Source organism: Kitasatospora sp. NPDC043950 (assembly GCF_056435345.1).
Map to the genome: position 1 here is coordinate 44,811 of NZ_JBWKER010000048.1, position 26,552 is coordinate 71,362.

Below are 26,552 nucleotides of genomic sequence, written 5' to 3' on the forward strand. Positions count from 1 at the left end.
GCGGCGGATCGTTCGTACGGGGCCGCGGGTGCGCCCCCGTGAGGAAGAATGCCGCAGGTGACGGACGTAACAGACGACGGCCTCCCGGACACCCTGCCGCCCTTCGCCGAACTGGTGCTCGACCTGACCGAGCGGATTCCACCCGGCAGGGTGATGACCTACGGGGACGTTGCCGAGTACCTCGGCCAGGGCGGCCCCCGGCAGGTCGGCCGGGTGATGGCCCTGTACGGCGGCTCGGTCCCCTGGTGGCGGGTCATCCGCGCCGACGGCCGCTTCCTGCCCGGGCACGAGCACCGCGCCCTCGCCCACTACGGCGAGGAAGGCACCCCGCTGCGCGAACTCGCCGACCCGCCCCGGGTCGACCTGCGCCGGGCCCGCTGGGACGGACGGGAGCCGGGCACCGCGCGATGAGGCCGCCGCGGAACGCGCGACGAGGCCGCCGCGGACCGGGTCGCCGCGGACCGGGGATGCCGCGAAACCGCCGCGCCGACGGGAATGACGGGGCAGGATCGTAGGCTCGATACGGGCGGGCCCCGGCGGGCCCGCCCGACCACGCCTCCAGCACAACCCCAGGATCCGCCTCCGTGAGTTCCCCGTACCGGCTCGTGCGCAGCCCGCTCGTCCAGCCCGCCCCACCCGTGCTGGACGAGTACCAGCGCGCCGTGGTCGAGCACGGCGGCGGGCCGCTGCTGGTGCTCGCCGGCCCCGGGACGGGCAAGACCACCACCCTGGTCGAGGCCGTCGCCCGGCGGATCGAGGACGGCACCGACCCCGAGCGCATCCTCGTCCTCACCTTCAGCCGCAAGGCCGCGACGGAACTGCGCGACCGGATGTCCGCCCGGCTCGGCTCCTCCTCGGCCGCCCCCCAGGCCACCACCTTCCACTCCTTCAGCTACGCCCTGCTGCGCGCCCACCAGGACCCGCAGGACTACGCCGAACCGCTGCGGCTGCTCTCCGGCCCCGAGCAGGACGTCATGGTCCGCGAACTGCTGGCCGGCGGGGCCGAGGACGCGAAACTCGGCAGCTCCCGGATCCACTGGCCGCTCGACCTGCGGGCCTGCCTGACCACCCGCGGCTTCGCCGACGAGGTCCGTGCCGTCCTCGCCCGCAGCCGCGAGCTGGGCCTCGGCGAAGCCGAACTGGAGCGCTTCGCCCAGGGCGTCCAGCGCCCCGACTGGGCCGCCGCCGCGCACTTCCTCGCCGACTACCTCGACGTGCTCGACCTGCGCGGCGTCCTCGACTACGCCGAACTCGTCCACCGGGCCGTCCTGCTCGCCGAACGCCCCGAGGTCGCCGAGCAACTGCGGCGGCGCTACGAGGTGGTGTTCGTCGACGAGTACCAGGACACCGACCCCTCCCAGGTCCGGCTGCTGCGCCAGCTGGCCGGCGGCGGTCGCGAACTCGTCGCGGTCGGCGACCCCGACCAGTCGATCTACGCCTTCCGCGGCGCCGACATCAACGGCATCCTCGACTTCCCGCAGACCTTCCGCCGGGCCGACGGCGAACCCGCCGACGTCAAGGTGCTGCGCGTCTCCCGCCGCTCCGGCGCCGTCCTGCTCGCCGCCTCCCGGGAACTCGCCCGGCGGATGCCGATGGGCCGGCTGCCCGCCGACAAGCTCGCCCAGCACCGCGCGCTGCTGCCCTCCCGCGAGGGCGGCCGGGCCGAGGTCTACACCTACCCCACCCCCGGCGCCGAACTCGACTCGATCGCCGACCTGCTGCGCCGCGCCCACCTGGAGGACGGCGTGCCCTGGGGCGAGATGGCCGTCCTGGTCCGGGCCGGCGCCCGCTCCATCCCCGGCGTACGGCGGGCGCTCAGCGCGGCCGGCGTCCCGCTGGAGATCGACGGCGACGACCTGCCGCTGCGCGAGGAGCCGGCCGTCGCCCACCTGCTGCTCGCCCTGCGGGTCTGCGCCGAGCAGGCCGCCCGCGACCGGCACGGCGACCCCGACACACCCGACCCGCTCACCACCGACCTGGCCCACGCCCTGCTCACCGGCCCGCTCGGCGGCCTCGACGGCTCCGACCTGCGCCGCCTCGGCCGCGCCCTGCGCGAGGAGGAACGCGCCGCCCTGCGCGCCGACGGGGACCCGGCCGCCCCGCGCCCGGCCGGCGACCTGCTGCGCGAGGCCCTCGCCGAACCCGAGCGGCTGATCGCCCTCGACCCCGCCCACGCCCGCCGGGCCCGCGACCTCGGCACCCTGCTGCGCAAGGTCCGCGAACGCCTCGCCGGCGGCTGCACCGCCGAGGAGGCGCTCTGGGAGCTGTGGGACGGCAGCCGCCGCTGGCGCGAACGTCTGGAACGGGCCGCCCTGCGCGGCGGCGCCGCCGGCCGCAACGCCGACCGCGACCTCGACGCGCTGTGCGCCCTGTTCGAGACCGCCGCCCGCGCCGAGGAACAGGTCACCGGCCACCGCGGCGCCCTCGACCTGCTCGCCGAGCTCGACGCCCAGGACATCGCCGCCGACACCCTCACCGTCCGGGCCGTGCGCCCCGAGGCCGTCCGGCTGATGACCGCCCACCGCTCCAAGGGCCTGGAGTGGCGCCTGGTCGTCGTCGCCGGCGTCCAGGACGGCCTCTGGCCCGACCTGCGCCGCCGCGGCTCCCTGCTGGAGGCCGACCGGATCGGCCGCGACGGCCTCGCCGAACCGCTCTCCCCGGGCGCCCTGCTCGGCGAGGAGCGCCGGCTCTTCTACGTCGCCGCGACCCGCGCCCGGGAGCGGCTGATCGTCACCGCCGTCAAGGCCCCCGCCGACGACGGCGACGAGCCCTCCCGCTTCCTGCGCGAGCTCTACCGCGAGGACGTCGACCCGCGCACCGGAAGGGTCGTGCGCCGCACCCCGCCGGTCGTCGTCGAGGACGTCACCCACCGTCCGCGCCGCCCGCTGTCCGTCGCCGCACTGGTCGCCGAACTGCGGGCCGTCACCGTCGACCCGGCCCGCTCGCCCGAACTGCGCCGGGCTGCCGCCGAACGGCTCGCCCTGCTCGCCGCCGCCACCGACGACGAGGGCCTGCCACTGGTGCCCGCCGCCCGCCCCGACCGCTGGTGGGGTCTGGCCGACGCCACCGCCGCCCCCGACCCGCTGCGCAGCGCCGACCTGCCGGTGCGGCTGTCCGGCAGCGGCCTGGAGCAACTGGAGAACTGCTCGCTGCAGTGGTTCCTGGACAAGGAGGTCAAGGCCCGCGCAGCCGGCTCCGCCGCCCAGGGCTTCGGCAACGTCGTGCACGCGCTCGCCGACGAGGTCGGCTCCGGGCGCACCCCCGCCGACCTCGCCGTCCTGATGGAACGCCTGGACACCGTCTGGGACGCGCTGGCCTTCGACGCGCCCTGGAAGTCCCAGCAGGAGAAGACCCAGGCCCGTGCCGCCCTGGAGCGCTTCCTCAACTGGCACGTGCTGGAACGCGGCCGCGACCTCGTCGCCACCGAGCACGGCTTCGACGTCACCCTCGACGCCGGCGGCGTCTCGGTGCGCATCCGCGGCTCGATGGACCGGGTCGAGAAGGACGCGGCCGGGCGCGCCTACGTCGTCGACTTCAAGACCGGCAAGCAGATCCCCACCGACAGGTCGCTGCCCGAGCACAAGCAGCTCGCCGTCTACCAGCTCGCCGTCCGCGCAGGGGCCCTCAACGAGCTGCCCGGCTTCGCCGACCGCCCCCCGGCCACCGGCGGCGCCGAACTCGTCCACCTGCGCGAGCCCGCCGCCAAGGCCGCCCAGGACGCCCCCAAGGTGCAGCGGCAGGACCCGCCGGAGGGCGAGCCGTGGATCGAGAACCTGCTCGCCGACGCGGCCGGCCGGGTCCTCGCCGAGCGCTTCGTCCCGCAGACCGGCGGCGGCTGCGACCGCTGCACCTTCCGCCGCAGCTGCTCCGCCCAGCGGGACGGGGCGCAACTCGTCGAGTGAAGGTTGTCCGCCGCTCCGGTTAACGTTGCGGGGTGACCGCCGTGCTCAGCCATCCCGACCAGCTCAAGGAGCTGCTGGGCATCCCGTTCAACCGGGAGCAGATGGCGGCCATCGGCGCCCCCCTGGAACCGGCCGTGATCGTGGCCGGCGCCGGGTCCGGCAAGACCACGGTGATGGCCGCCCGGGTGGTCTGGCTGGTCGGCTCCGGCGCCGTCCGGCCCGAGGAGGTGCTCGGCCTCACCTTCACCAACAAGGCCGCCGGCGAACTCGCCGAACGCGTGCGCACCGCCCTGCTGCGGGCCGGTGTCACCGGGGAGGACGGCGCGGAGCCGCTCGGCGAACCGGAGATCTCCACCTACCACGCCTTCGCCGGCCGGCTGCTCAAGGAGCACGGCCTGCGGATCGGCATCGAACCCGACGTGCGGCTGCTCGCCGACGCCACCCGCTTCCAGCTCGCCGCCAAGGTGCTGCGCACCGCCCGCGGCCCGTTCCCCGCGCTCACCGGCACCTTCGCCAACCTGGTCGCCGACCTGATCGCCCTGGACGGCGAACTCGCCGAGCACCTGGTCGAGCCGGACACCCTGCGCGCCCACGACGAGGACCTGCTGGACACCCTCGCCACCGTCAAGCTCACCAACGACGACCTGCGGGCCGTCCCCGCCACCGCCCGGGCCCGGCTGGAGCTGCTGCGCCTGGTCGAGGACTACCGGCGCCGCAAGCACGCCGCCGGGCTGATGGACTTCGGCGACCAGATAGCCGCCGCCGCCCGGCTCGCCCAGCAGCGGCCCGAGGTCGGCGCGCTGCTCCGCGGCCAGTTCCGGGTCGTGCTGCTCGACGAGTACCAGGACACCTCGGTCGCCCAGCGGCTGATGCTGGCCGGCCTGTTCGGCGCCGGCCCAGGGGGACCGGGCGGTGCCCACCCCGTCAGCGGCCACCCCGTCACCGCCGTCGGCGACCCCTGCCAGGCGATCTACGGCTGGCGCGGCGCCTCCGTCGCCAACCTCGACGAGTTCCCTCGGCACTTCCCGAAGGCCGACGGCCGCCCCGCCGCCCGCTACGCGCTCAGCGAGAACCGCCGCAGCGGCGGGCGGCTGCTCGCCTTCGCCAACGAACTCGCCGCGCCGCTGCGGGCCATGCACGAGGGCGTCGAGGCGCTGCGCCCGGCCCCCGGCGCCGAGCAGGACGGCTACGCGCGGGCGGCGCTGCTGCCCACCCACGCCGAGGAGGTCGACTGGCTCGCCGACTCGATCGCCCACCTGGTGCGCACCGGCACCGCGCCCGGCCGGATCGCCGTGCTGTGCCGCGGCGGCGCGGCCTTCCCGGACATCCACGCGGCCCTGGTCGCCCGCGAGGTGCCGGTCGAGGTGGTGGGCCTGGGCGGGCTGCTGCAACTGCCCGAGGTGGCGGACCTGGTGGCGGTCTGCGAGGTGCTCCAGGACCCGACCGCCAACGCCGCGCTGGTGCGCCTGCTGATCGGCCCGCGCTGGCGGATCGGCCCGCGCGACCTCGCCCTGCTCGGTCGCCGGGCCGCCGACCTGGTGCGCACCGACCGGCCCGAGGGCGTGGAGGCGCTGACGGCGGCCGTCGCCGAGGCCGACCCCACCGAGGTGGTCTCGCTCGCCGACGCGGTGGAGACCTTCCTCGACGCGGAGCAGCCCGACGAACTGCCCTTCTCCGCCGAGGCCAGGGTCCGCCTGGCCCGCCTCGGCCAGGAGCTGCGCGACCTGCGCCGCTCGCTCGCCGACCCGCTGATGGACGTGCTGCACCGGGTGCTGGCCGTCACCGGTCTGGAGGTCGAACTCGCCGCCTCCCCGCAGGCGCTGGCCGCCCGGCGGCGCGAGACCCTGCACGCCTTCCTGGACGTCGCCGCCTCCTTCGCCGACCTCGACGGCGACCCCGGCCTGGCCGCCTTCCTCGGCTTCCTGCGCGCCGCCCAGGAGTACGAGCGCGGCCTGGACAGCAGCCTGCCCGGCGGCGAGGACACCGTGAAGGTGCTCACCGCACACAAGTCCAAGGGCCTGGAGTGGGACGTCGTCGCCGTCCCCGGCCTGGTCAAGGGCTCGTTCCCGTCCACCACCTCGCGCGAGCGCTGGACCAGCAGCAAGCGGGTGCTCCCGCACGCCCTGCGCGGCGACGCGGACACCCTGCCCGACGTGCGCGGCGGGTGGGACGGCAAGGCCATGACCGCGTTCAAACGGCAGCTGGCCGAGCACTCCGGCACCGAGGAACTGCGCCTGGGCTACGTCGCGTTCACCCGCCCGCGCACGCTGCTGCTGGCCTCCGGGCACTGGTGGGGGCCCAGCCAGAAGACCGTCCGCGGCCCGTCCGCCTTCCTGGAGCAGCTGCGCGAGCACTGCGAGCGGCCCGGCGCCGGGGAGGTCGAGCACTGGGCCGAGCAGCCGGAGAAGGGCGCCGAGAACCCGGCGCTGGCCGCCCCCGTCGAGCACCCCTGGCCGCTGCCGCTGGACCCGGCCGCCCAGCTGGCCCGCCGCCGGGTCGCCGAGGTGGTGCACGCCCGGCTGGCCGGCGCGCCCGCCCCCGAGCCCGAGCCGATGGCCGCCGAGGACCAGCGCCAGGCGGCCTCCTGGGACCGCGACCTCACCGCGCTGCTGGGCGAGTTGGAGCGCTCCCGGCGCACCGCCCGCGACGTGCCGCTGCCCGCCGCGCTGTCCGCCACCCAACTGCTGCGCCTGGCCGCCGACCCGGACGGCTTCGCGCGCGACCTGGCCAGGCCGATGCCGCGCCCGCCGCAGCCGGCCGCCCGGCGGGGCACCCGCTTCCACGCCTGGGTGCAGTCCCGGATCGAACCGCTGCTGCTGATCGAGCCGGGCGCGCTGCCCGGCGCGGACGACGACGGCATCGAGGACGAGCAGGACCTGGAGCAGCTCAAGGAGGCGTTCCTGCGCACCCCGTACGCCCAGCGCCGGCCGCACCGGGTGGAGGCGCCGTTCCAGCTGGTGCTCGGGGGGCGGGTGGTGCGCGGCCGGATCGACGCGGTCTACCGGGACGGTGACGTGACGTCAGTAGCCGGTGGCGCGTCACGCTACGAAGTGGTGGACTGGAAGACCCACCGCGAGGAGACTGCCGACCCGTTGCAGCTCGCGGTCTACCGGATCGCCTGGGCCGAGCAGGCGGGCGTTCCGCCGGAGCAGGTCACGGCTTCCTTCCTGTACGTCCGCAGCGGGCGGATCGTCCGTCCGGCAGGACTTCCCGACCGAAAAGAGTTGGAACGGCTCCTGATCGGGAACAGTGAAGAATGAGTCACGCAGAGCATTCAAGTCATCACGGCAGCGCCCGAAACCTGTGCGTCATGCACGTTTCGTGCCTATTGTGGGGTCGGTAACCGGTCAACCCCCGTGCTCCGGCCGCCAGCGAGGCCCGCATTCCCTAACCCTCAGTCATCACCGCAGGTGCCCCAGGGCATCGGCGTCTTCTGCTGGAGTAACGACGTTGAGCGCGACCGGATGGATCAGAGAGCGGTTCACCGGGCCGACCCCGGGACCCGCTCCGGGCACGACCGGCACCTGGCCGAGGACGGCGCTCGCGCTGCCCTTCATCGGCATGGCGCTGATCGTCGCCCTCGACTTCGTCAGTAACACCGAGGTGACGGTCGAACCGGCCCTCACCGCCGTCCCCGCGCTGGCCGCCGTGGTCAGCCACCGAACCTGGTACCCGCTCGCCATCGGCCTCTTCACCGAGGCGGTGGCCTTCCTGATGGCCTTCCGCAGCGACGCGCTCGACCAGTCCGTGCACGCCGCCAGCGTCTTCGCGATCCTGCTGGTCGCGCTGATCGGCTGGGTCAGCGCCACCCTGCGGCTGCGCCAGGAGCGGGCGCTGGCCGACGCCCAGCTTGTCGCCTCGATCGCCCGCCGGGTGCTGCTGAGGCCCGTCCCCGAGCGGGTCGGCACCGTCCAGGCGGCCGTCCACTACGAGGCCGCCGCCGCGCACGCCAGGATCGGCGGCGACCTGTACGAGGTGGTCAACACCCGGCACGGGGTGCGGGCCGTGGTCGGCGACGTCCGCGGCAAGGGCCTCGGCGCGGTCGAGACCGCCGCCGCCGTCCTCGGCGCCTTCCGCGAGGCCGCGCACCAGGAGCCCGCACTGGACCGGGTCGCCGGCTGGCTGGCCGTCAGCCTCGACCGGGCCCTGCACGAGAACGACCACCCGGGCGTGGAGGAGGAGTTCGTCACCCTGGTGCTGATCGGTGTCGGGGCGGACGGCACCGCGGAACTGGTCAACTGCGGCCACCCCTCGCCGCTGCTGCTGCGCGGCGGGGATGTCCGGCCGCTCGAACTCGCCGAGACCGTCCCGCCGCTGGGCGTCCTCGACCCGGCCGACGTCCGGCCGCCGGTGCACCGGGTGGCACTGCGGCCCGGCGACCGGGTCCTGCTGTTCACCGACGGGGTGATCGAGGCCCGCGACCGCTCCGGCGCCTTCTACCCGCTCGCCGAGCGCCTCCCGCGCTGCGCCGACGGCCGCCCGGCGGACGTCCTGCAGCGCCTGCACGAGGACGTGGTGCGCCACGTCGGCCGCCAACTCGGCGACGACGCGGCCATGCTGCTCCTCCAGTACGCGCCGGCCCCCGCCGCCGGCACCCAACTACCGCACCAGCACGGCGTCCTGACCCGGCACTAGTCCCGTGCTGGGCCCGCACTAGAGCGAGACCTCCACCAGCAGCGGCCGGTGGTCCGACACCGCCGCGCGCGGCGCCGCCGCCGGGCCGACCGCGGCGCGCGGCACGCCGACCGCCAGCACGTGGTCGAACTGCACCGCCGGGCGGTGCGAGGGGTACGTCGGGGTGCGGGCCAGGTCGTACCAGCCCTGCAGACGGGGGCGGGGCTCGCGCACCCGGCGCCGGCGCGGCTCGGCCAGGGCCGGCCGGGCCCGCCGGGCCGCCCGCAGCTCCCGGACCCGTGCCCGGGGCGCGGTGCGCTCCAGTGCGGTCGCCCCGCCGAGGACGGTGCGCGGCACCGCGCCGACCAGGTTGAAGTCGCCCAGCACCAGGTACGGCTGCGGCAGGTCCGCGATCCACCGCCGGATGCCGGCCAGCTGCGCCATGTTCCACCCGGGGACGAAGGACAGGTGCGCCGCCACCACGGTGAACGGGCCGTGGTCGCCCTCCAGCACGGCCGCCAGCGCCGCCCGCGGCTCGTCCGGCACCGGGGTGAGCCCGCGCCGGCCGGCCACCCGCAGTGGCAGTCCGAACGGGGCCGGGGCGAACCGGCGGGCCCGCCAGTGCCGCACCGGCAGCCGGGTCAGTAGCGCGGTGCCGTACGAGGGCGGGGCGCCGTCGCCGACGTCGCCGGGCCCGTACACCCGCAGGCCGCCGGGCACGGAGGGCTCCGGCACCCAGCCCGCGACCGGCGCCGGGCGCCCGTGCAGGGCGGCGGCGAACCGCCAGTCGGCGGCCCCCATGGCCTTGGCGGCCACCGCGGCCTGGTCGGTGCCGCCCGAGCGGGACTGGTGGCGGTCCACCTCCTGGAGGGCCAGTACGTCGGCGTCCAGCGCGGCCACCGCCTCCGCCAGCGGCCCGCCGGCGTCGGCGGGGTAGGGCCGCGGGGCGCCGTCCGGGGCGAGCGGCTGACCGTGCAGCAGGTTGAAGGTGGCGATGCGCAACTGGCTCACACCGCACGACGGTACCCGCTCGCCGGGGGAGGGGGCGCGGCTTGAGCCCGTGGGGCATACCGGGTATACATACTGAGTATGTCCATCCGACACGGCCTGCTCGCCCTGCTCGACCAGGGCCCGCGCTACGGCTACCAACTGCGCACCGAGTTCGAGGCGCGCACCGGCGCCACCTGGCCGCTCAACGTCGGGCAGGTCTACACGACGCTGTCCCGACTGGAGCGGGACGGCCTGGTCGAGCCCGCCGGAGAGGACGACGAGGGCCACCAGTTCTACGCCGTCACCGAAGAGGGACGCACCGAGCTGCGGGCCTGGTTCGACACCCCGGTGCCCCGGACCAACCCCCCGCGCGACGAACTGGCCATCAAGCTCGCCATGGCCGTCACCGTCCCCGGGGTGGACGTCTCCGCCGTCGTCCAGGGCCAGCGCCGCCACAGCATCAAGGCGCTCCAGGACTACACCCGGCTCAAGGGCCGCGCGCTGGCGGGGGAGTCACGGCCCGGCATCGCGCCCTCCGCGAGCAACGACCTGGCCTGGCTGCTCGTCCTCGACCAGCTGATCTTCCAGACCGAGGCCGAGATCCGCTGGCTCGACCACTGCGAGACCCGGCTCCACCAGCACGCGGAGACCGAACAGGCCCGCGCCGCCGAAGCCGCCCGCGACGGCGGCGCCACGGCCGCTCGGCCCGCCCGCCGCCGCTCGCGCACCTGACCCCGCCCGCCGTCGCTCGCGCACCTGCCCCCGCGACGGCCGCCGCTCGCGCACCTGACCGCGACGGCCCGCCCGAACCACCGGCCCGGACCCGACGCCGAGCCCACCACCAGCACAAGGGGGGAACCATGTCCCACACCGACCCGGCCCGGCAGACGCCGGTACTGCACCTGGAGAACGTCACCCGAGTCCACGGCCAAGGCGCCGCGGAGGTCCAAGCCCTGCGCGGCATCGACCTCAAGGTCCACCCCGGCGAGTTCGTCGCCGTCATGGGCCCGTCCGGCTCCGGCAAGTCGACGCTCCTCACCCTCGCCGGCGGACTGGACACCCCGACCACCGGCCAGGTCCTCGTCGAGGGCGTCGCCCTCGGCGGGCTCAACCGCAAGCGGCTCGCCCAGGTCCGCCGCCGCTCCATCGGCTACGTCTTCCAGGACTACAACCTGATACCGGCCCTCACCGCCGGCGAGAACATCTCGCTGCCGCGCGAACTCGACGGCCTCTCCGCCCGCGCCGCCCGCCGCGAGGCGCTCGCCGCCCTGGAGGAGCTCGGCATCCCCGAGCTCGCCGACCGCTTCCCCGACGACATGTCCGGCGGCCAGCAGCAGCGCGTCGCCATCGCCCGCGCCCTCATCGGCGACCGCCGCCTCGTCCTCGCCGACGAGCCCACCGGCGCCCTCGACTCCACCACCGGCGAGGCCGTCCTCGCCGTCCTGCGCGCCCGCTGCGACGCCGGCGCCGCCGCCATGATGGTCACCCACGAGGCCCGGCACGCCGCCTGGGCCGACCGCGTGGTCTTCCTGCGCGACGGCCGCATGGTCGACGAGAGCGTCAGCCAGGACGCCGCCAGCCTGCTCGTCAGCGCCGCCACCAACAGCATGAAGGTGGACGAGTGAAGCTCAGCGCCTGGCGGGTCGCCCTGCGCATCGCCCGCCGCGACGCCCTGCGCGCCAAGGGCCGCAGCGCCCTGGTGGTCGCCATGGTCGCACTGCCCGTCCTCGGCGTCACCGGCGCCGACGTGGTCTTCCGCAGCGCCGACCTCGAACCCGCCGAACACGTCGTGCGCGTCATGGGCCAGGCCGACGGCGAACTGCAGATGCTCGAACGCGGCGCCATCGTCCTCCAGGCGCCCGACCCCGACAAGGGAATGTCCACCAGGAGCGCCAAGGACGAGGCGAAGAACGGCGCCGCCCCCCAGTACACCCCCGCCCAGCAGCGCAGCCTCGACACCGAACCCGTCGAACTGGCGAAGCAGCTGCTCCCGCCCGGCACCGTCCTCGTGCCCGAGCGGCAGGGCCCCTACACCGCCGCCGGCAGCTCCCAGGGCCTGCTCAGCACCCGGACCACCGAGCTGGACCTCACCGACCCGGTCTGGAAGGGCCGGGTCGACCTGGTCAAGGGCCGCGCCCCCGCCACCGACGGCGAAGCCGCCGTCACCCGGGACTTCCTCACCCGCTCCGGCCTCAAGATCGGCGACCAGACCGCCGTCCGCGGCCTGGAGGACACCCCCTTCACCATCACCGGCGTCGTCGAGTACCCCGGTGAACTGACGGCCACCGAGATCATCGCCCGGCCCGGCACCCTGATCAGCAAGCTCGCCAAGCTCCCCGGCGCCGACCGCAGCCGCAACGCCGGCACCGACGCGCCCACCCGCTGGCTCGTCAAGCTCCCCGCCGGCAGCCTGGACTGGCCCAAGGTCACCGAACTGGGCGGCTACGGCTTCACCCTCGCCTCCCGCGCCGTCCTGCTCGACCCGCCGGCCCGCGCCGACGTCCCCTACTACGTCGAGGCCGACAAGCACGGCGGCCCCACCCCCGGGTACCTCGACCGCACCTCCGTCGTCATCCTCGCCACCGTCGTCGGCATGGCCCTGCTGGAGATCGTCCTCCTCGCGGGCCCCGCCTTCGCCGTCGGGGCCAGGCGCTCCCGGCGGCAGCTCGGACTGCTCGCCGCCGGCGGCGGTGAGCGCGCCAACATCCGCGCCGTCGTCCTCGGCGGCGGCATCGTCCTCGGCATCACCGGCGCCGTCGTCGGCCTCGGACTCGGCATCGGCCTGGTCGCCCTGCTGCGCACCCGGGCCGAGGAGTACGCCGGCCAGCGCTTCGGCCACTTCAACCTCCAGCCGCTCGACCTGCTCGGCGTGCTCCTGGTCGGCCTGGTCACCGGCCTGCTCGCCGCCGTCGTGCCCGCCGTCCAGGCCTCCCGCCAGGACGTCGTCGCCGCGCTCACCGGCCGCGACTCGCTCAAGCCCCCGAGCCGCAAGCTCGCCCTGCTCGGCCTGCTGATGCTCGGCGGCGGCTCCGCGCTCGCCCTGCTCGGCGCCACCAGCGGCTTCGCCAACCGCAGCCTGTCCGTCCTCGGTGGCTCGGCCGTCGCCGAACTCGGCATGGTCGCCCTGACGCCCTACCTGGTCGGCCTGTTCGGCCGGCTCGGCCGCTGGCTCTCGCTCGGCCCCCGGCTCGCCCTGCGCGACTCGGTGCGCCACCGCGGCCGCACCGCGCCCGCCGTCGCCGCCGTGATGGCCGCCGTCGCCGGCACCGTCGCGGTCAGCGTCTACCTCGCCAGCTACGACGAGGGGAACCGCCGCGAGTACACCGCCGCCGCCCCCTCCGGCGCCGTCATGCTCGGCAGCGGATGGCTGCCCGCCTCCGAGGGCAAGCTGCTGCCGCAGATGCGCGACGCGGTGGAACGCAACATCCCCGCCCTCGGATCGCGCGCCGACATCCAGCGCGTCGACTACAAGGGCGACTGCGCCGACGGCGGCAGCGGCTGCGGCTACATCCAGGTCGAACTGCCCAAGGAACTGCGCTGCCCCGCCCTCGACGACACCGAGCGCAGCACCGACGAGACGGAACGCATCCTCGGCACCGACCCGCGCTGCCAGGGCATCGGCCACCGCGGCAACCACTTCAGCAACCTCTCCGCGGGCGACGCCACCCTGCTGCGCAACCTCTACGGCGTCACCGACCCGGCCGCCGGGCAGGCCCTCGCCGCCGGCAAGGCCGTGGTCTTCGACGCGAAGTACCTCAAGGACGGCAAGGTCGCGGTCGGGTTGAACGATCCGATGGAGGAGACCGACGGGCCGTCCCCCCGGAAGCGCGGCCACACCGAGATCTCCGTCGACGCCGTCCTCGCGTCCGCGGTGGTGCCGGCCAGCGGCCAGGCCGTGATCAGCCCCGACACCGCCACCCGGCTCGGCCTCACCACCTCCCCGGCCGGCTCGGTCTGGCTGCCCGACAGCTCGCCCTCCGACGGCGCCCAGCAGAAGGCCAACGGGGCGCTGGCCAAGCTCACCGACCAGGACGTCCTCTCGATCGAGCGCGGCTACCAGTCCAGGTCCGACCTGATCGGCCTCGGCCTGTCGATCTTCGCCGGCATCGTCGCCCTCGGCGCGGCCGGCATCGCCACCGGACTCGCCGCCGCCGACTCCCAGCGCGACCTGACCACCCTCGCGGCGGTCGGCGCCGAGCCCCGGATCCGGCGCACGCTCTCCGGCTTCCAGTGCGGGGTGATCGCCGCCATGGGCACCCTCCTCGGCACCGTCTGCGGGATCGTGCCGGCGGTGGCCCTGCGCAAGGTCCAGGGCGTGGCGACCTCCGTCCCCGGGATGAGCGCCGAGACGATCGCCAACAACTCGGTCGTGGTCCTCCCGTGGCTCACCATCGCGGTCACCGTGGTGGCGCTGCCGGTGCTCGCGGCGGGCCTGGCCGCGCTGCTCACCCGCTCGCGGATCTCCCTGCTGCGCCGCTCCGGCTGAGGTTCGCGCACCCTCCCGTCACCCCCGTCCGCGCCCCCTCCACTCCGGGGGCGCGGACGGGGGTGACGGAGGTTACAGCCCCGACGGCGCCCGGCAGCCGGACGGCCGGGGCGGGCACCCGCACGGGCGAACTAAAGTCGTCCGTATGACGAGAACTCCGGACAGCGTCGTCCGCTCCTTCATCGACCAGCACCAGGCCGGCTTCCTCGCCGACCTCTCCGAGTGGCTGGCCATTCCCTCGGTCTCCGCCGACCCGGCCCGCGCCGGCGACGTGCGGCGCTCCGCCGAGTGGCTGGCCGCCAAGCTGCGCGACTCCGGCTTCCCGGTGGCCGAGGTGTGGGAGACCGACGGCCTGCCGGCGGTGTTCGCCGAGTGGCCCTCCGGGGACTCGTCCGCGCCGACCGTCCTGGTCTACGGGCACCACGACGTGCAGCCCGCTGCCAAGGAGGACGGCTGGGACACGGAGCCGTTCACCCCGACCGTGGTCGGCGGACGGCTGTTCGCCCGCGGCGCGGCCGACGACAAGGGCCAGGTGTTCTTCCACACCCTGGGCGTGCGCGCCCACCTGGCCGCGACCGGCCGCACCGCGCCGGCCGTCAACCTCAAGCTGCTGATCGAGGGCGAGGAGGAGTCCGGCTCGCCGCACTTCGCCGACCTGGTCCGGCGCGAGGCCGGGCGGCTGGCCGCCGACGTGGTGGTCATCTCGGACACCGGCATGTGGTCCGAGACCACGCCGACCGTCTGCACCGGCATGCGGGGCCTGGCCGACGCCCAGATCGACCTGTACGGCCCGGACACCGACATCCACTCCGGCTCCTTCGGCGGCGCCGTCCCCAACCCGGCGCAGGTCGCCGCCGAGCTGGCGGCCGGCCTGCACGACGCCGACCGCCGGGTGGACATCCCGGGCTTCTACGACGGCGTGATCGAGCTGACCGACCGCGAGCGCGAGCTGTTCGCCGAACTGCCCTTCGACGAGGCGCAGTGGCTCAGGGTCGCCAAGTCGTACGGCACCCGGGGCGAGGCCGGCTACTCCACCCTGGAGCGGGTCTGGGCCCGCCCGACCGCCGAGGTCAACGGCCTCTGGGGCGGCTACACCGGCCCCGGCGGCAAGACCATCGTGCCGTCCTCGGCGCACCTCAAGCTGTCCTTCCGGCTGGTCGCCGGGCAGGAGGTGGAGAAGGTGCGCGAGGCCGTCCGGGAGTGGGTGGCCGCGCGGGTGCCCGAGGGCGTCCGCCACGAGCTGACCTTCCCGGGCGCGACCCGGCCCTGCCTGACCCCGCTGGACCACCCGGCGCTGCAGTCCACCGTCCGCGCCATGGGCCGGGCCTTCGGGCAGAAGATCCTCTTCACCCGCGAGGGCGGCTCCGGCCCGGCCGCCGACCTCCAGGACGTGCTCGGCGCGCCGGTGCTGTTCCTCGGCATCTCGGTGCCCTCGGACGGCTGGCACTCGGTCAACGAGAAGGTCGAACTGGACCTGCTGGCCAAGGGCGTGGAGACGGCCGCGTACCTGTGGGGGGACCTGGCCGAGAACTTCCGGCCCGGCGCGTGACCCCGCGCGGGCACACCATGGCAGTCAGATCACTCATCCGGATGATTCATCACGTGGGGATGGAACGAAGTGAGCACCGTGCCTGAGACCGAACGCCCACTGAACCTGGCACTGGCCCGGGCCGGGGTGGACCGGGCGGCCGAGCACCGGCTCGACGAGCCCTGGCTGGCCGCCGCCTGGAGCCACCCGGCCACCCGGGTGCTGCCGATCGCCGGCGGCGAGGCGTTCGTCGTCGACACCGCGCAGGGCACCGAACTCGTGCTGATGCCCTCCTTCGAGGCGCCGCAGACCGGGGACCGGTACTTCCTCGGCACCGACGAGGACGGCGTCTCGTACTTCGCGCTGGCCGGTGAGAGCCTGCCCGGGCGGCTGGACGGCGACGCCCGCCCGGCCGGACTGCGCGAGGTCGGCGCGCTGCTGTCGGACCGGGACGCCGGACTGCTGGTGCACGCCGTGGCGCTGGAGCACTGGCACCGGCTGCACAGCTTCTGCTCGCGCTGCGGGCACCCGACCGAGAAGGCCGGCGCCGGGCACGTGCGGCGCTGCACCTCCTGTGCGGCCGAGCACTACCCGCGCACCGACCCGGCGGTGATCATGGTGATCACCGACGAGCAGGACCGCTGCCTGCTCGGCCGCCAGGCGCTGTGGCCGGAGGGCCGCTGGTCCACCCTGGCCGGCTTCGTCGAGCCGGGGGAGTCGATCGAGCAGGCGGTGGTGCGCGAGGTGCACGAGGAGGCCGGCGTGCAGGTCGGCGAGGTGCGCTACGTCGCCAGCCAGCCCTGGCCCTTCCCGTCGAGCCTGATGCTCGGCTTCACGGGCCGGGCGCTGCCGGGCGGCACGGCGATCACCGTGGACGGCGAGGAACTGGCCGAGGCGCGCTGGTTCTCCCGCGAGGAGCTGCGGGCCGGGATGGAGGCGGGGGAGATCCTGCCGCCCTCCGGGATCTCGATCGCGCGCCACCTGGTCGAGCTCTGGTACGGCGGACCGCTGCCGTCGGCGGCGCGCTGGTAATCCCCGACGAATGGGGGGCGTGCGGGTTATCCCGCGCGCCCCCGTTTTTCTTTTCCCTTCCTTTCCGAATCCGCCACGATCGGATGTTCGTGGCCGGACGGGCCAGTTCTGCTACCACCGCCCGCCGTCCCGAAGCCGTCGTCAACCCGCGCGGACGACATTGCCGGAAACGGCTGAAACCCCGCCATCGCGCTCGCTACATTCACTCGGGTGACAATCCCCCGGGGCACCGCCCAATCCCCCAAATACCAGCGTCTCGCCGCCGACCTGCGCCGCCGGATCGCCGAGGGCGAGTTCACCGCCGACGCCGCACTCCCGGTCGAGAGCGAACTGGAACGCCAGTACGGAGTCGCCCGCAACACCGTCCGGCTCGCCGTCGACGTCCTGGTCAACGAAGGCCGCCTGGTCCGCCTCCAGGGCAAGGGCACCTACCTGCGGGAACATCCCGTCCTGGACCACCGCGCCTACGGCCCCACCCTGGCCCCCGCCCCCCGGGACTGCCTGGCCGTGCCCTCCGCCGTCTACCTCGGCGAGGCCGCCGAGGCCGGCCGCGAACTCACCACCGACTTCGAGATGATGATCGTCCGGGCCCGGGTCGACATCGCCGAACGGCTCGGACTGCGCCCCGGCGAGGCCATCGTGGTCCGCCGCCAACTGCGCCTGCTCGACCGCGAGCCGTACTCCATCGAGGAGAGCCACTACCGGGCCGGACTCGCCGCCGGCACCCCGCTGATGGAACCCGACCCGGTCGAGGGCGGCGACGAGGCCGTCCTCAACGAACTCGGCCGCACCGAGATCGGCGCCGTCGACCACCTGGTCGCCCGGATGCCCGGCCCCGAGGAGGCCCAGTGGTTCCAGGGCGGCCCCGGCGTGCCGCTGATGGTCCAGACCCGCGTCACCTACGACCGGCGCGGGCCCGTCCGGGTCATCGAGACCCGCTACTCGGCCGACCGCAGCCGGCTCGTCTACGGCATCGGCGACCTCGGCGCGCGCGCCACCCTGCCCGCGCCCGCCGCACCCGTCGACCCCGCCAGGGCCGACGCGCAGTGACGCGCGCCGGCCCGGACCCCGGGCCGGCCCGGCCGTTCAAGCCCGCTCGGGCAGCACGGACCATGCGGGCCGCTCGGGTCGCGCGGACCGCTCAGGCCGTTCGGACCACTCAGACCCCGAGGGCCTTCTTCACCTGGAGCAGGCTCGGGTTGGTCATCACGACCCGCTCGCCGCCGGCGTTCGGCGTCACCAGCACCGTCGGCACGGTCTGGTTGCCGCCGTTGACCGACTCGACGAACGACGCCGACGCCGGGTCCTCCTCGATGTTGACCTCCGTGTAGCCGATCCCCTCCCGGTCCAGCTGGCTCTTGAGTCGGTTGCAGTACCCGCACCAGGTCGTGCTGTACATCGTCACGCTGCCGGACATCGAGGAGGCTCCTTCAGGAAGAGGGCGTACGGTCTCAGGGCAGGAACGCCCACCGCGCGACGGTCATTCCGCACGGCCACGCTCCGTCGCACCACGACGGCGCCCGAACGGCCCCGCGCGCCCCGGTGCGCAGCGATCATCCTGCGATCACACCGTGCCTGTGGACAACCCCGCCCCCGTTGTCCCAGCGGGCTGAGAGGATGGAAAGCATGCAGGAAGACCTCTTGAGCGGCAGCCCGTCCGACGGCCCCCACGGCTCCCTCTGGGCCGACCCCACCGCCGCCACGGGCCCCGACGCCGTGCTCGCCGGGCTCGACCCCGAACAGCGCGCCGTCGCCACCGCCCTGCACGGGCCCGTCTGCGTCCTCGCCGGCGCCGGCACCGGCAAGACCCGCGCCATCACCCACCGGATCGCCTACGGCGTGCGCAGCGGCGTGTACCAGCCCCAGCAGGTCCTCGCCGTCACCTTCACCGCCCGCGCCGCCGGCGAGATGCGCGGCCGGCTGCGCCAACTCGGCGCCGACGGCGTCCAGGCCCGCACCTTCCACGCCGCCGCCCTGCGCCAGCTCCAGTACTTCTGGCCGCGCGCCGTCGGCGGCCCCGTGCCCCAGCTGCTCGAACGCAAGGTCCAGCTCGTCGCCGAATCCGCCGGCCGCTGCGGCCTGCGCGTCCAGCGCACCGAACTGCGCGACCTCACCGCCGAGATCGAGTGGGCCAAGGTCACCCAGCTCGGCCCCGACGACTACCCCGCCGCCGTCCAGAAGTCCGGCCGCGACGCCCCCCGCGACCCGGCCGAGACCGCCCAGGTCTACCGCGTCTACGAGGAGACCAAGAGCCGCCGCGGCGTCATCGACTTCGAGGACGTCCTGCTGCTCACCGCCGCCATCCTGGAGGACCGCCCCGACATCGCGGACCAGGTCCGCTCCCAGTACCGGCACTTCACCGTCGACGAGTACCAGGACGTCTCCCCGCTCCAGCAGCGGCTGCTCGACCAGTGGACCGGCCCCGGCGGCGGGGCCAGCCTCTGCGTCGTCGGCGACGCCAGCCAGACCATCTACTCCTTCACCGGCGCCACCCCCGACTACCTGCTCAACTTCCGCACCCGCCACCCCGAGGCCACGGTCGTCAAGCTGGTCCGCGACTACCGCTCCACCCCGCAGGTGGTCCACCTCGCCAACGGACTGCTCAGCCAGGCCCGCGGCGAGGCCGCCCGCCACCGCCTCGAACTCGTCTCCCAGCGCGAGGCCGGCCCCGAACCCGTCTACACCGAGTACGAGGACGAACCCACCGAGGCCGAGACCACCGCCCGCCGGATCAAGGACCTGCTCGCCACCGGCGTGCGCGCCAGCGAGGTCGCCGTCCTGTTCCGCACCAACGGCCAGTCCGAGGTCTACGAGCAGGCCCTCGCCGACCTCGGCGTCCCCTACCAGCTCAAGGGCGCCGAGCGGTTCTTCGAACGCCCCGAGGTCCGCGACGCCGGCGTCCTGCTGCGCGGCGCCGCCCGGGCCGGCGCCGACCCGCTCACCGCCGACGCCCCCGACCTGGCCGGCCAGGTCCGCGCCGTCCTCGCCGCCCGCGGCTTCACCGCCGAACCGCCCGCCGGCTCCGGCGCCGTGCGCGACCGCTGGGAGTCCCTCGCCGCCCTCGTCCGGCTCGCCGAGGAGTTCGAGCGCACCCGCACCGCCGCCGGCCACAGCGCCGACCTCGCCGCCTACGTCGCCGAACTCGACGCCCGCGCTGCCGCCCAGCACGCCCCCGCCGTCGAAGGCGTCACCCTCGCTTCGCTGCACGCCGCCAAGGGCCTCGAATGGGACGCCGTCTTCCTCGTCGGCCTCACCGAGGGCACCCTGCCGATCATCTACGCCAAGACCGACGAGCAGATCGAGGAGGAGCGCCGACTCCTCTACGTCGGCGTCACCCGGGCCCGCAAGCACCTCTCCCTCTCCTGGGCGCTCAGCCGCTCCCCGGGCGGCCGGGCCAGCCGCAAGCCCAGCCGCTTCCTGGACGGGCTGCGCCCCGGTTCCAGCGCCCCCGGCGCACGCACCGGCGGGCGGGGCGGGCGCGGGGGCGTGGAGCCCGGCGAGCGCTCCGCCGGACGGCGGGTCCGCGGCCCGGTCAAGTGCCGGGTCTGCGAGAAGGTGCTCACCGAGGCGGTCGAGCGCAAGCTGCGCCGCTGCGAGAGCTGCCCGTCCACCATGGACGAGGCGCTGTACGAGCGGCTGCGCGAGTGGCGGGCCCGCCAGGCCAAGAAGCAGGGGGCGCCGGCCTACGTGGTGTTCACCGACGCCACGCTGATGGCCATCGCCGAGGACGTGCCGGCCAGCCGCCAGGAGCTGGCCGTGATCTCCGGGGTCGGCGCGATGAAGCTGGACAAGTACGGGGCGGCCGTGCTCTCGTTGTGTGCGGGGGAGGAGCCCGAGGAGGATCCGGACGGCGTCGAGGACGGCGAGCCGGTCGATCCGGCGTGAGCCGGTCCGGGCGCGGTCCAGGGGAGTCTCCCGGGGGCCGCTCGGGGGACATCCGAACCCGCCGTGAAAAATAGTTTGCGCGGCATACCGGGAGCGCAATAGCCTGCCGGAGCGGTCAAGGGGACGAGATCGCACGGGGTGACACCTGTGCCGAATCCCCTGCACCCAGCAGCTTCACCGAGACAGACATCCGAACATTCGGAACCGGGGCGACCTGGCTCCGCGAGACGCCGAGAGGAGGCGATGACAGTGGGAAACATCATGATCACCAAAATGACTGGCCAGACCGTTGTTGCTGCCTCCCTGCGTGCCGCCCGTCTGCGGGCGCTCGCCGAGCTCGGTGGAACCGGTCTGGGTCTCGACACCACCGGTGTCTCCGTCGTCCCCGCTGTCAGTGGCCTTGGACACACTGATGTCTGCGCCGCGGGCGGCAGGAACGTCGAAGGCACCTCCGTCGAGGCCGGTCTGTCCGGCGACTGGGCGTCGTTCGGTACGTCGCGCTCCCTGCGTGATGAGCGACCGACCCAGGCACCGAAGGCAGTCGTAGCAGCCGCCATGCATGGCGACTATGCGCAGGTCGTCGGTGCCGGAAGCACCCAGAAGCAGAACGAGCAGCAGATTAACCAGGCCATGGCCGCCTTTGCGGGCGCCACGGCCGTCCGGATGCGGGCCTTCCGCGGGCCTGAACCCTGGAGAGAACGAACCTGAGTAAGCCTCAGGTCGGCACCTCCAGGGCCGCGGAACCCGTCACACCGGGATCCGCGGCCCTTCTGTTTTGTCCGGTACGCAAGACCACCCAGGCCCCCCGGGGCCTCCGGCCCAGACCCACCAGCCATCTGGGCCGGAACCACTGAGAAGACGAGGAAGACGCCACAGTGTCCACGGTCATCACGCCGCCCATCCCGTCCGTACCGCCGACAAGCCAGATCACCAAGGCCGACCAGGCCGACCCCCCGGAGGTTCCTTCCATGCAGATCAGCTCCATCGAGCAGGCCGAGGCGCTCGGGCTCCCCATCCCCTGCCGCGCCTTCGACCCCGAGGTCTTCTTCGCCGAGACGCCCGCCGACGTCGAGTACGCGAAGTCCCTCTGCGGCACCTGCCCGGTCAAGGACGCCTGTCTGACCGGTGCGCTGGAGCGGCGCGAGCCGTGGGGCGTCTGGGGTGGCGAGCTCTTCGTCCAGGGCGTCGTCGTGGCCCGCAAGCGGCCGCGTGGCCGTCCGCGCAAGACCGAGGTCATGGCGTGAACCCCGCCCACGGCGCCAGGGCCGTCCGCCGGGGAGAGCAGCCCCTGCTGGACAGCTCCCTCCGCCGTTCCGTCCGGATCGCCGCCGCCAAGGCCGACGCATCCCGGCCAGCCCCCTTCCCGAGCACGCACCACGAGCAGGACCACCACATGACCGCCGCCGCCATCGATCCGACCGTCCGCGCTGAGCAGACCACCGAACTTCAGATCCAGAACAGGACCCTCGAAATGCAACTCCTCCACGAATCCCTGGCCCGGGCCCATATGCAAGAGCGCCTGCACGAGGCCGAGCACCAACGCCTCGTCACCCGGGTCGCCCGGGCCCGCCGGCTCAAGCAGCGGGCCGAGCGCGCCTCGCTGCGGGCCCGCAAGGCGATCGCCGTCGCCCTGATGTAGTCGCGGCTGTCGTCGCGTGCGGGGCCTCCCCGCGTTCCACCCCCGTCGTGCCGCAGGCCGCCCCCCGTCACGGGGAGCGGCCTGCGGTCGTCGGGGGCGGCGTTCCGGTCAGCTCTTGCGGGTGCGGCTGGCGGGCCTGCCGCCTGCCGGCTTGCGACCGGCGGGCTTCGCCGTCCCCGCTGGGTTGGCCGGCTTCGCCGGCTCCCGGCCGGCGAACTGGGGCAGCCACGCCAGCATCTCCGCCCGGAACGGCGCCTGGGCGCCCAGCTGGCAGAGCACCCCGATGGTGCTCAGCGTCACCCGGTGGATCAGCAGGTACGCGGGCGGCAGGTTCAGCTGCTTGCCCAGGTTGTAGGCGGGCGAGCGTGGATCGGCGATCCGGGCCGCCTGCGCGCGCATCCAGGCCCGGGTGAAGTGGAAGCTGTCCACGGCGGCCGGCTCGATGATCGGCCGCAGGTAGTCCAGCACCGCGTCCGGGTCCAGCTCGATCGAGGGCTTGACGAAGCCCTCCTCGCGCAGCATCTTCAGCACGCCCGCCGCGTCGCCGTCCAGGGCCATCCGCAGCGACGCCCCGATCGGCGCGGGCAGCCCGCCCGGCAGCCGGTCCACCGTGCCGAAGTCCAGCACCCCCAGCCGCCAGCCCGACGCCGGGCCGTCGTCCTTCAGCAGCCGGAAGTTGCCCGGGTGCGGGTCCGCGTGCAGCAGGCCGGTCCGGGACGGGCCCGCGAACAGGAACCGGGCCAGCAACTGCCCGGCACGGTCGCGCTCCTCCTGGGTGCCGTCCGTGATCACCTCGGCCAGCGGGGTGCCGTCCATCCACTCGGAGACGAGCACCTGGTCGGCCTGCGCCACCACGCCGGGCACCACGATGTCCGGGTCGCCGGCGAACTCCTCGGCGTGCCGGCGCTGGGCCTGCGCCTCCAGCTCGTAGTCCAGCTCCTCCGACACCCGTTCGCGCAGCTCGGCGATCAGCGGCTTGATGTCCAGCCCCGGGATCAGCGGGCCCAACAGCCAGGCCACCCGGCTCAGTTGCGTCAGGTCGGCGAGCAGCGCGTCACCCGCGCCCGGGTACTGCACCTTGACCGCGACCCGGCGCCCGTCGTGCCAGACGGCCCGGTGCACCTGCCCGATCGAGGCGGCCGCGGCCGGCCGGTCGTCGAACTCCCGGAACAGCTCGCGCCAGCCGTCCCCGAGCCGCTGGGCGAGCGCGGTGTGCACCTTGGCGGCGGGCATCGGGGGAGCGGCGTCCTGCAGCTTGGTGAGCGCGGCCCGGTACGGCCCGGCGACCTCCTCGGGCAGCGCGGCCTCGAAGACGGACAGCACCTGCCCGAACTTCATGGCTCCGCCCTTGAGTTCACCCAGGACCTTGAACAGCTGGTCGGCGGTGGCCTGCTGGAGCTCGGCCGTCACCACCTCGGCGGAGCGGCCGCCGATGCGCTTGCCCAGACCGAGCGTGGCGCGTCCGGCTATCCCCAGAGGCAGGGCGGCGAGCCGTGCCGTGCGGGTCACTGCCTTGCGCGGAAGATCGCTCACCCGGGCCTCCATTCCCTGGCCCCCCGACACCGGACGGCCCACCATCACTAGGCCATTGTGCCCGCTCCCCACCCCGCGACCGCCGGTATTTCGCCAGGCGGGGAAGGGGCGCCCGCACGTGGGACGCGACCGCTGTCCCTTTGCGGGGGAGTTGGACGGCTTGGTCCGGTCGGCCCGGCGTGGTGGGCGGACGGCGGCTGCGCGCTGAGCGGAGTGGCCGGGGGTCGTCCGACCGGAGAGTCAGCGGGGCAGGCGGAGGGCCAGGCCGTCCAGGACCACGTCGAGGCCGTAGGCGAACTTGGCGTCGCGCGTGGCGGCCGGGTCCGGGTCCGCGGAGACGGTCGAGTAGGCGTCGGTGAGGTGGGCGAAGCCCGCGGTGGCCTCCCGGGCGGCGGGCATCAGCCGGGCGATGAACGCGGCCTCGCTCTCGCCGGCCCGGGCGACGGTGGTGAGCCAGGCCGCCTCCGTGGTGCTCATGCCGACGACGTAGGAGATGACCGCGTCGATCGCCCGGACCGGCTCGGGGAAGCCGGCCGAGGTGAAGAAGGCGGTCAGCCGCTCGCCGTAGGACATCAGGTTGGGGCCGAGGTAGGCGAGGCCGGCCTGGCCGAGGACGGACGACAGCCAGGGGTGGCGCAGGGCCGTCGCCCGGAAGGCGCCGGCGGCCTCGGTGGCGGCGGCGCGCCAGTCGGGGCTGTCGGCGGGCGGGAGGGTGATCTCGCCGAAGACCTCGTCCACCGCGAGCTCCATCAGCTCGTCCTTGGTCGCCACGTGCCGGTACAGGGAGGTGGCGCCCGCGTTCAGCCGGGTGGCCAGCTTGCGCATGCTCAGGGCCTCGATGCCCTCGGCGTCCAGCATGGTGATCGCCTCGCGGACGATCGCGGCCCGGCTGAGTGCGGGCTGGTCGGGCTCGCGCTGCCGACGGGCCCACACGGACGGGATCGGGTTCGTTTCGGCGGCCATGGCGGCTCCCCTTCCCTCTGCTCCTGCTTCGCTGCGTACACCGTTCGCATCGAGCGTACAGGAGTCGGGTGTTGCGCACACCGTTCCGCAGTGCGTACAGTGTGCGCAACGAAGGAGCGACGTGCGCATCGGGGGAACGGTGTGCGCAGAATGGAGGGGTGGCTGATGACAGCGCTCAACGCGACCGAGGGCCGCAACCCGCACCGCTGGTGGATCCTGATCGTGCTGTGCCTGAGCTCGCTCGTCCTGGTGGTCGACAGCATGGCGCTCACGGTCGCCGTGCCCTCGATGACGGCGGACCTCGACGCCAGCGCCCAGGACACCCAGTGGATCCTCGACTCCTATGTCCTGGTCTTCGCCGGGCTGCTGCTCACCGCCGGCAGCCTCGGGGACCGCTTCGGCCGCCGGAAGATCATGATCATCGGACTGCTGCTCTTCGGGGCGGCCTCCCTCGCGGCCACCTTCTGCACCAACCCCGGCGAGGTGATCGCGGCACGGGTCGCCATGGGCGTCGGCGGATCGCTGATCATGCCCTCGACGCTGTCGATCCTCATCACCGTCTTCGACGAGGACGAGCGCAACAAGGCGATGGCCGCCTGGAGCTCGGTGGCGATGCTGGGGCTGGTCGGCAGCCCGGTCCTCGGCGGCGTGCTGATCGACCACTTCTCCTGGCACTCGATCTTCTTCATCAACGTTCCGGTCGTCGCCCTGGCGATCCTGGCGGGCCTGCTCCTGATGCCGGAGTCCAAGGGGCCGTGGCAGAAGCCCGACCCGCTCGGCGCGGTGCTGTCCGCGGCCGGCATGACCGCCCTGGTCTGGTGGATCATCGAGATCCCGCAGCACGGCGCCTTCGGCGGCCAGTCCCTGGTCACCCTGGCCGTCGCGGTGCTCGCGCTCGGCGGGTTCGTGGTGTGGGAGAACGTCACCTCCGCGCCCATGGTCCCGCTGGCGCTCTTCAAGCACCGCAACTTCAGCGGGGGCTCGCTGTCGCTGACCCTGGTGCAGATCGGCAATGGCGGCCTGCTGCTCGTGCTCACCCAGTACCTGCAGTTCGTGCTCGGCTACTCGCCGGTCAAGGCGGGCCTCGCGTTCGTTCCGCTGGCCATCGCCGCCCTGGTCGGCAACGGGGTCGGCGCCAAGTTCGCCGCCACGATCGGCAACCGCCTGCTCATCCTCACCGGGATGCTCGTCATGGCCGCCTCCTTCGCCCTGCTGACCACCGTCACCGCCGGCACCGGCTTCACCGTCCCGGCGGTCGCCCTCGGGCTGCTCGGCCTCGGCGCGGGCCTGGCGATGCCGGCGGCGGTGGGGGCGCTGATGGGTACCATCCCGCCGGAGCAGGCGGGCGTCGGCTCGGCGCTGAACGACACCATCCAGCAGGCCGGCACCGCGCTCGGCATCGCGATCCTGGGCTCGCTGCTGTCGAGCGGCTTCGCCGCCGAGATGCCCGCCGGGATGCCGGAGGAGGCGAAGCACTCCGTCGGCGGGGCGCTGGCGCTGGCCAACGGGGACGCCGGGCTCGTCCGGACCGTCCGGGAGGCCTTCACCTCGGCGATGTCGACGACCTTCACGATCAGCGCGATCGGGGTGCTGGCGGCGGCGGTCGTGGCCACGCTGGTGATGCGCGACCGGAAGGCCGGGACGGCGGCGGGGGAGCCGGTGGCCGGGGCGTCGGTGGAGGACGCCGGGATCGCCGCCTGACTTCGCTGGACCTGGCTGGTCCGCCTCGCCGTGAAGGCCGGTGCCCCAGGGGCACCGGCCTTCGGTGCGGTGGGGTGGGGCGGTGGTGTGGTGGTGCGCAGGAAGTCGGACGGGCCGACTTCCTGCGCGTGGTTCTTTGCCTGATCTCTGGGGCCCCCTCCCCCCCGCCCCCCGCCCCCCACCCTCCCCACCTCCTGCCCACCACCTCCCGCCCACCACCTCCCGCTGGCAACAGCGGATCCCCGCCTTGCATGGCCCGCGCCCTGCCCCAGGCAGGGC

Annotated in this window: 19 protein-coding genes; 15 read left to right on the plus strand and 4 right to left on the minus strand. The window is 74.4% G+C overall.

The window, feature by feature from the left end; genetic code table 11:
• The first annotated feature begins 48 nt into the window (after positions 1 to 48).
• The 4 genes from AC07BF_RS28240 to AC07BF_RS28255 all read left to right on the plus strand — a co-directional run bounded on the left by AC07BF_RS28240 (position 49) and on the right by AC07BF_RS28255 (position 8,537).
• Positions 49 to 411 carry an MGMT family protein gene (locus tag AC07BF_RS28240; RefSeq protein WP_371517224.1) on the plus strand — a complete coding sequence of 121 codons (363 nt, stop codon included), beginning with the start codon at positions 49 to 51 and terminating at the stop codon, positions 409 to 411.
• A gap of 173 nt (positions 412 to 584) precedes the next feature.
• Positions 585 to 3,902, plus strand: a complete 3,318-nt coding sequence (locus AC07BF_RS28245; RefSeq protein WP_363586734.1) for an ATP-dependent helicase — start codon at positions 585 to 587, stop codon at positions 3,900 to 3,902.
• Positions 3,903 to 3,934: 32 nt separating this feature from the next.
• The gene (locus AC07BF_RS28250) at positions 3,935 to 7,162 is read left to right on the plus strand and encodes a UvrD-helicase domain-containing protein (protein ID WP_371517223.1); all 3,228 of its coding nucleotides are present in this window, start codon (positions 3,935 to 3,937) and stop codon (positions 7,160 to 7,162) included.
• A gap of 190 nt (positions 7,163 to 7,352) precedes the next feature.
• Positions 7,353 to 8,537, plus strand: a complete 1,185-nt coding sequence (locus AC07BF_RS28255; RefSeq protein WP_363586732.1) for a PP2C family protein-serine/threonine phosphatase — start codon at positions 7,353 to 7,355, stop codon at positions 8,535 to 8,537.
• Positions 8,538 to 8,555: 18 nt separating this feature from the next.
• Here AC07BF_RS28255 and AC07BF_RS28260 read toward each other — a convergent pair whose 3' ends face one another.
• Positions 8,556 to 9,527: an endonuclease/exonuclease/phosphatase family protein gene (locus AC07BF_RS28260; RefSeq protein ID WP_363372609.1), complete on the minus strand. Its 972-nt coding sequence runs from the start codon at positions 9,525 to 9,527 to the stop codon at positions 8,556 to 8,558.
• Positions 9,528 to 9,605: 78 nt separating this feature from the next.
• Between AC07BF_RS28260 and AC07BF_RS28265 the strand changes: the two genes are divergently transcribed.
• The 6 genes from AC07BF_RS28265 (at position 9,606) to AC07BF_RS28290 (ending at position 17,602) form a co-directional block, all read left to right on the plus strand.
• Positions 9,606 to 10,238, plus strand: a complete 633-nt coding sequence (locus tag AC07BF_RS28265) for a PadR family transcriptional regulator (RefSeq protein WP_063347909.1) — start codon at positions 9,606 to 9,608, stop codon at positions 10,236 to 10,238.
• Between the two features lie 128 nt (positions 10,239 to 10,366).
• On the plus strand, positions 10,367 to 11,131 hold the full coding sequence (locus tag AC07BF_RS28270) for an ABC transporter ATP-binding protein (protein ID WP_363586731.1): 765 nt from the start codon (positions 10,367 to 10,369) through the stop codon (positions 11,129 to 11,131).
• Entirely contained in the window at positions 11,128 to 13,992 is a 2,865-nt protein-coding gene (locus AC07BF_RS28275) for an FtsX-like permease family protein (protein ID WP_400809874.1), read from the plus strand. Before AC07BF_RS28270 ends, AC07BF_RS28275 begins: the two co-directional genes overlap by 4 nt.
• A 145-nt stretch (positions 13,993 to 14,137) precedes the next feature.
• The gene (locus AC07BF_RS28280; protein WP_363586729.1) at positions 14,138 to 15,541 is read left to right on the plus strand and encodes a dipeptidase; all 1,404 of its coding nucleotides are present in this window, start codon (positions 14,138 to 14,140) and stop codon (positions 15,539 to 15,541) included.
• Between the two features lie 69 nt (positions 15,542 to 15,610).
• Positions 15,611 to 16,552 carry an NAD(+) diphosphatase gene (nudC, locus tag AC07BF_RS28285; RefSeq protein WP_363586728.1) on the plus strand — a complete coding sequence of 314 codons (942 nt, stop codon included), beginning with the start codon at positions 15,611 to 15,613 and terminating at the stop codon, positions 16,550 to 16,552.
• Between the two features lie 210 nt (positions 16,553 to 16,762).
• The gene (locus tag AC07BF_RS28290; RefSeq protein WP_363372614.1) at positions 16,763 to 17,602 is read left to right on the plus strand and encodes a GntR family transcriptional regulator; all 840 of its coding nucleotides are present in this window, start codon (positions 16,763 to 16,765) and stop codon (positions 17,600 to 17,602) included.
• A gap of 109 nt (positions 17,603 to 17,711) precedes the next feature.
• Here the strand turns inward: AC07BF_RS28290 and AC07BF_RS28295 are convergent, their stop codons facing one another.
• The gene (locus AC07BF_RS28295; RefSeq protein ID WP_363586726.1) at positions 17,712 to 17,969 is read right to left on the minus strand and encodes a mycoredoxin; all 258 of its coding nucleotides are present in this window, start codon (positions 17,967 to 17,969) and stop codon (positions 17,712 to 17,714) included.
• Positions 17,970 to 18,169: 200 nt separating this feature from the next.
• On the opposite strand from AC07BF_RS28295, the gene AC07BF_RS28300 reads away from it, so the two are divergent.
• The 4 genes from AC07BF_RS28300 to AC07BF_RS28315 all read left to right on the plus strand — a co-directional run bounded on the left by AC07BF_RS28300 (position 18,170) and on the right by AC07BF_RS28315 (position 22,076).
• On the plus strand, positions 18,170 to 20,437 hold the full coding sequence (locus AC07BF_RS28300) for an ATP-dependent DNA helicase UvrD2 (protein ID WP_400809880.1): 2,268 nt from the start codon (positions 18,170 to 18,172) through the stop codon (positions 20,435 to 20,437).
• Positions 20,438 to 20,698: 261 nt separating this feature from the next.
• Complete coding sequence (locus AC07BF_RS28305; protein ID WP_400989019.1) at positions 20,699 to 21,145, plus strand: hypothetical protein; 447 nt, start codon at positions 20,699 to 20,701, stop codon at positions 21,143 to 21,145.
• 167 nt (positions 21,146 to 21,312) lie between these two features.
• Positions 21,313 to 21,681, plus strand: a complete 369-nt coding sequence (locus tag AC07BF_RS28310; protein ID WP_400335999.1) for a WhiB family transcriptional regulator — start codon at positions 21,313 to 21,315, stop codon at positions 21,679 to 21,681.
• A 149-nt stretch (positions 21,682 to 21,830) separates the two neighbouring features.
• Positions 21,831 to 22,076, plus strand: a complete 246-nt coding sequence (locus tag AC07BF_RS28315; RefSeq protein WP_079136258.1) for a hypothetical protein — start codon at positions 21,831 to 21,833, stop codon at positions 22,074 to 22,076.
• A gap of 108 nt (positions 22,077 to 22,184) precedes the next feature.
• On the opposite strand, the gene AC07BF_RS28320 is transcribed toward AC07BF_RS28315, so the two are convergent.
• Together AC07BF_RS28320 and AC07BF_RS28325 are read right to left on the minus strand one after the other, a co-directional pair.
• The gene (locus AC07BF_RS28320; protein WP_363586724.1) at positions 22,185 to 23,609 is read right to left on the minus strand and encodes an ABC1 kinase family protein; all 1,425 of its coding nucleotides are present in this window, start codon (positions 23,607 to 23,609) and stop codon (positions 22,185 to 22,187) included.
• Positions 23,610 to 23,849: 240 nt separating this feature from the next.
• The gene (locus AC07BF_RS28325) at positions 23,850 to 24,572 is read right to left on the minus strand and encodes a TetR/AcrR family transcriptional regulator (RefSeq protein WP_363586723.1); all 723 of its coding nucleotides are present in this window, start codon (positions 24,570 to 24,572) and stop codon (positions 23,850 to 23,852) included.
• Between the two features lie 165 nt (positions 24,573 to 24,737).
• On the opposite strand from AC07BF_RS28325, the gene AC07BF_RS28330 reads away from it, so the two are divergent.
• Positions 24,738 to 26,273, plus strand: coding sequence for an MFS transporter (locus AC07BF_RS28330; RefSeq protein WP_400809883.1), 1,536 nt, complete (start codon positions 24,738 to 24,740; stop codon positions 26,271 to 26,273).
• The last annotated feature ends 279 nt before the right edge of the window (positions 26,274 to 26,552 follow it).

Coding starts and splice junctions, on each gene's coding strand:
- AC07BF_RS28265 (WP_063347909.1), top strand. CDS start 9,606: ATGTCCATCCGACACGGCCTGCTCGCCCTGCTCGACCAGGGCCCGCGC.
- AC07BF_RS28305 (WP_400989019.1), top strand. CDS start 20,699: ATGATCACCAAAATGACTGGCCAGACCGTTGTTGCTGCCTCCCTGCGT.
- AC07BF_RS28315 (WP_079136258.1), top strand. CDS start 21,831: ATGACCGCCGCCGCCATCGATCCGACCGTCCGCGCTGAGCAGACCACC.
- AC07BF_RS28295 (WP_363586726.1), bottom strand. CDS start 17,969: ATGTCCGGCAGCGTGACGATGTACAGCACGACCTGGTGCGGGTACTGC.
- AC07BF_RS28330 (WP_400809883.1), top strand. CDS start 24,738: ATGACAGCGCTCAACGCGACCGAGGGCCGCAACCCGCACCGCTGGTGG.
- AC07BF_RS28270 (WP_363586731.1), top strand. CDS start 10,367: ATGTCCCACACCGACCCGGCCCGGCAGACGCCGGTACTGCACCTGGAG.
- AC07BF_RS28240 (WP_371517224.1), top strand. CDS start 49: ATGCCGCAGGTGACGGACGTAACAGACGACGGCCTCCCGGACACCCTG.
- AC07BF_RS28325 (WP_363586723.1), bottom strand. CDS start 24,572: ATGGCCGCCGAAACGAACCCGATCCCGTCCGTGTGGGCCCGTCGGCAG.
- AC07BF_RS28280 (WP_363586729.1), top strand. CDS start 14,138: ATGACGAGAACTCCGGACAGCGTCGTCCGCTCCTTCATCGACCAGCAC.
- AC07BF_RS28300 (WP_400809880.1), top strand. CDS start 18,170: ATGGAAAGCATGCAGGAAGACCTCTTGAGCGGCAGCCCGTCCGACGGC.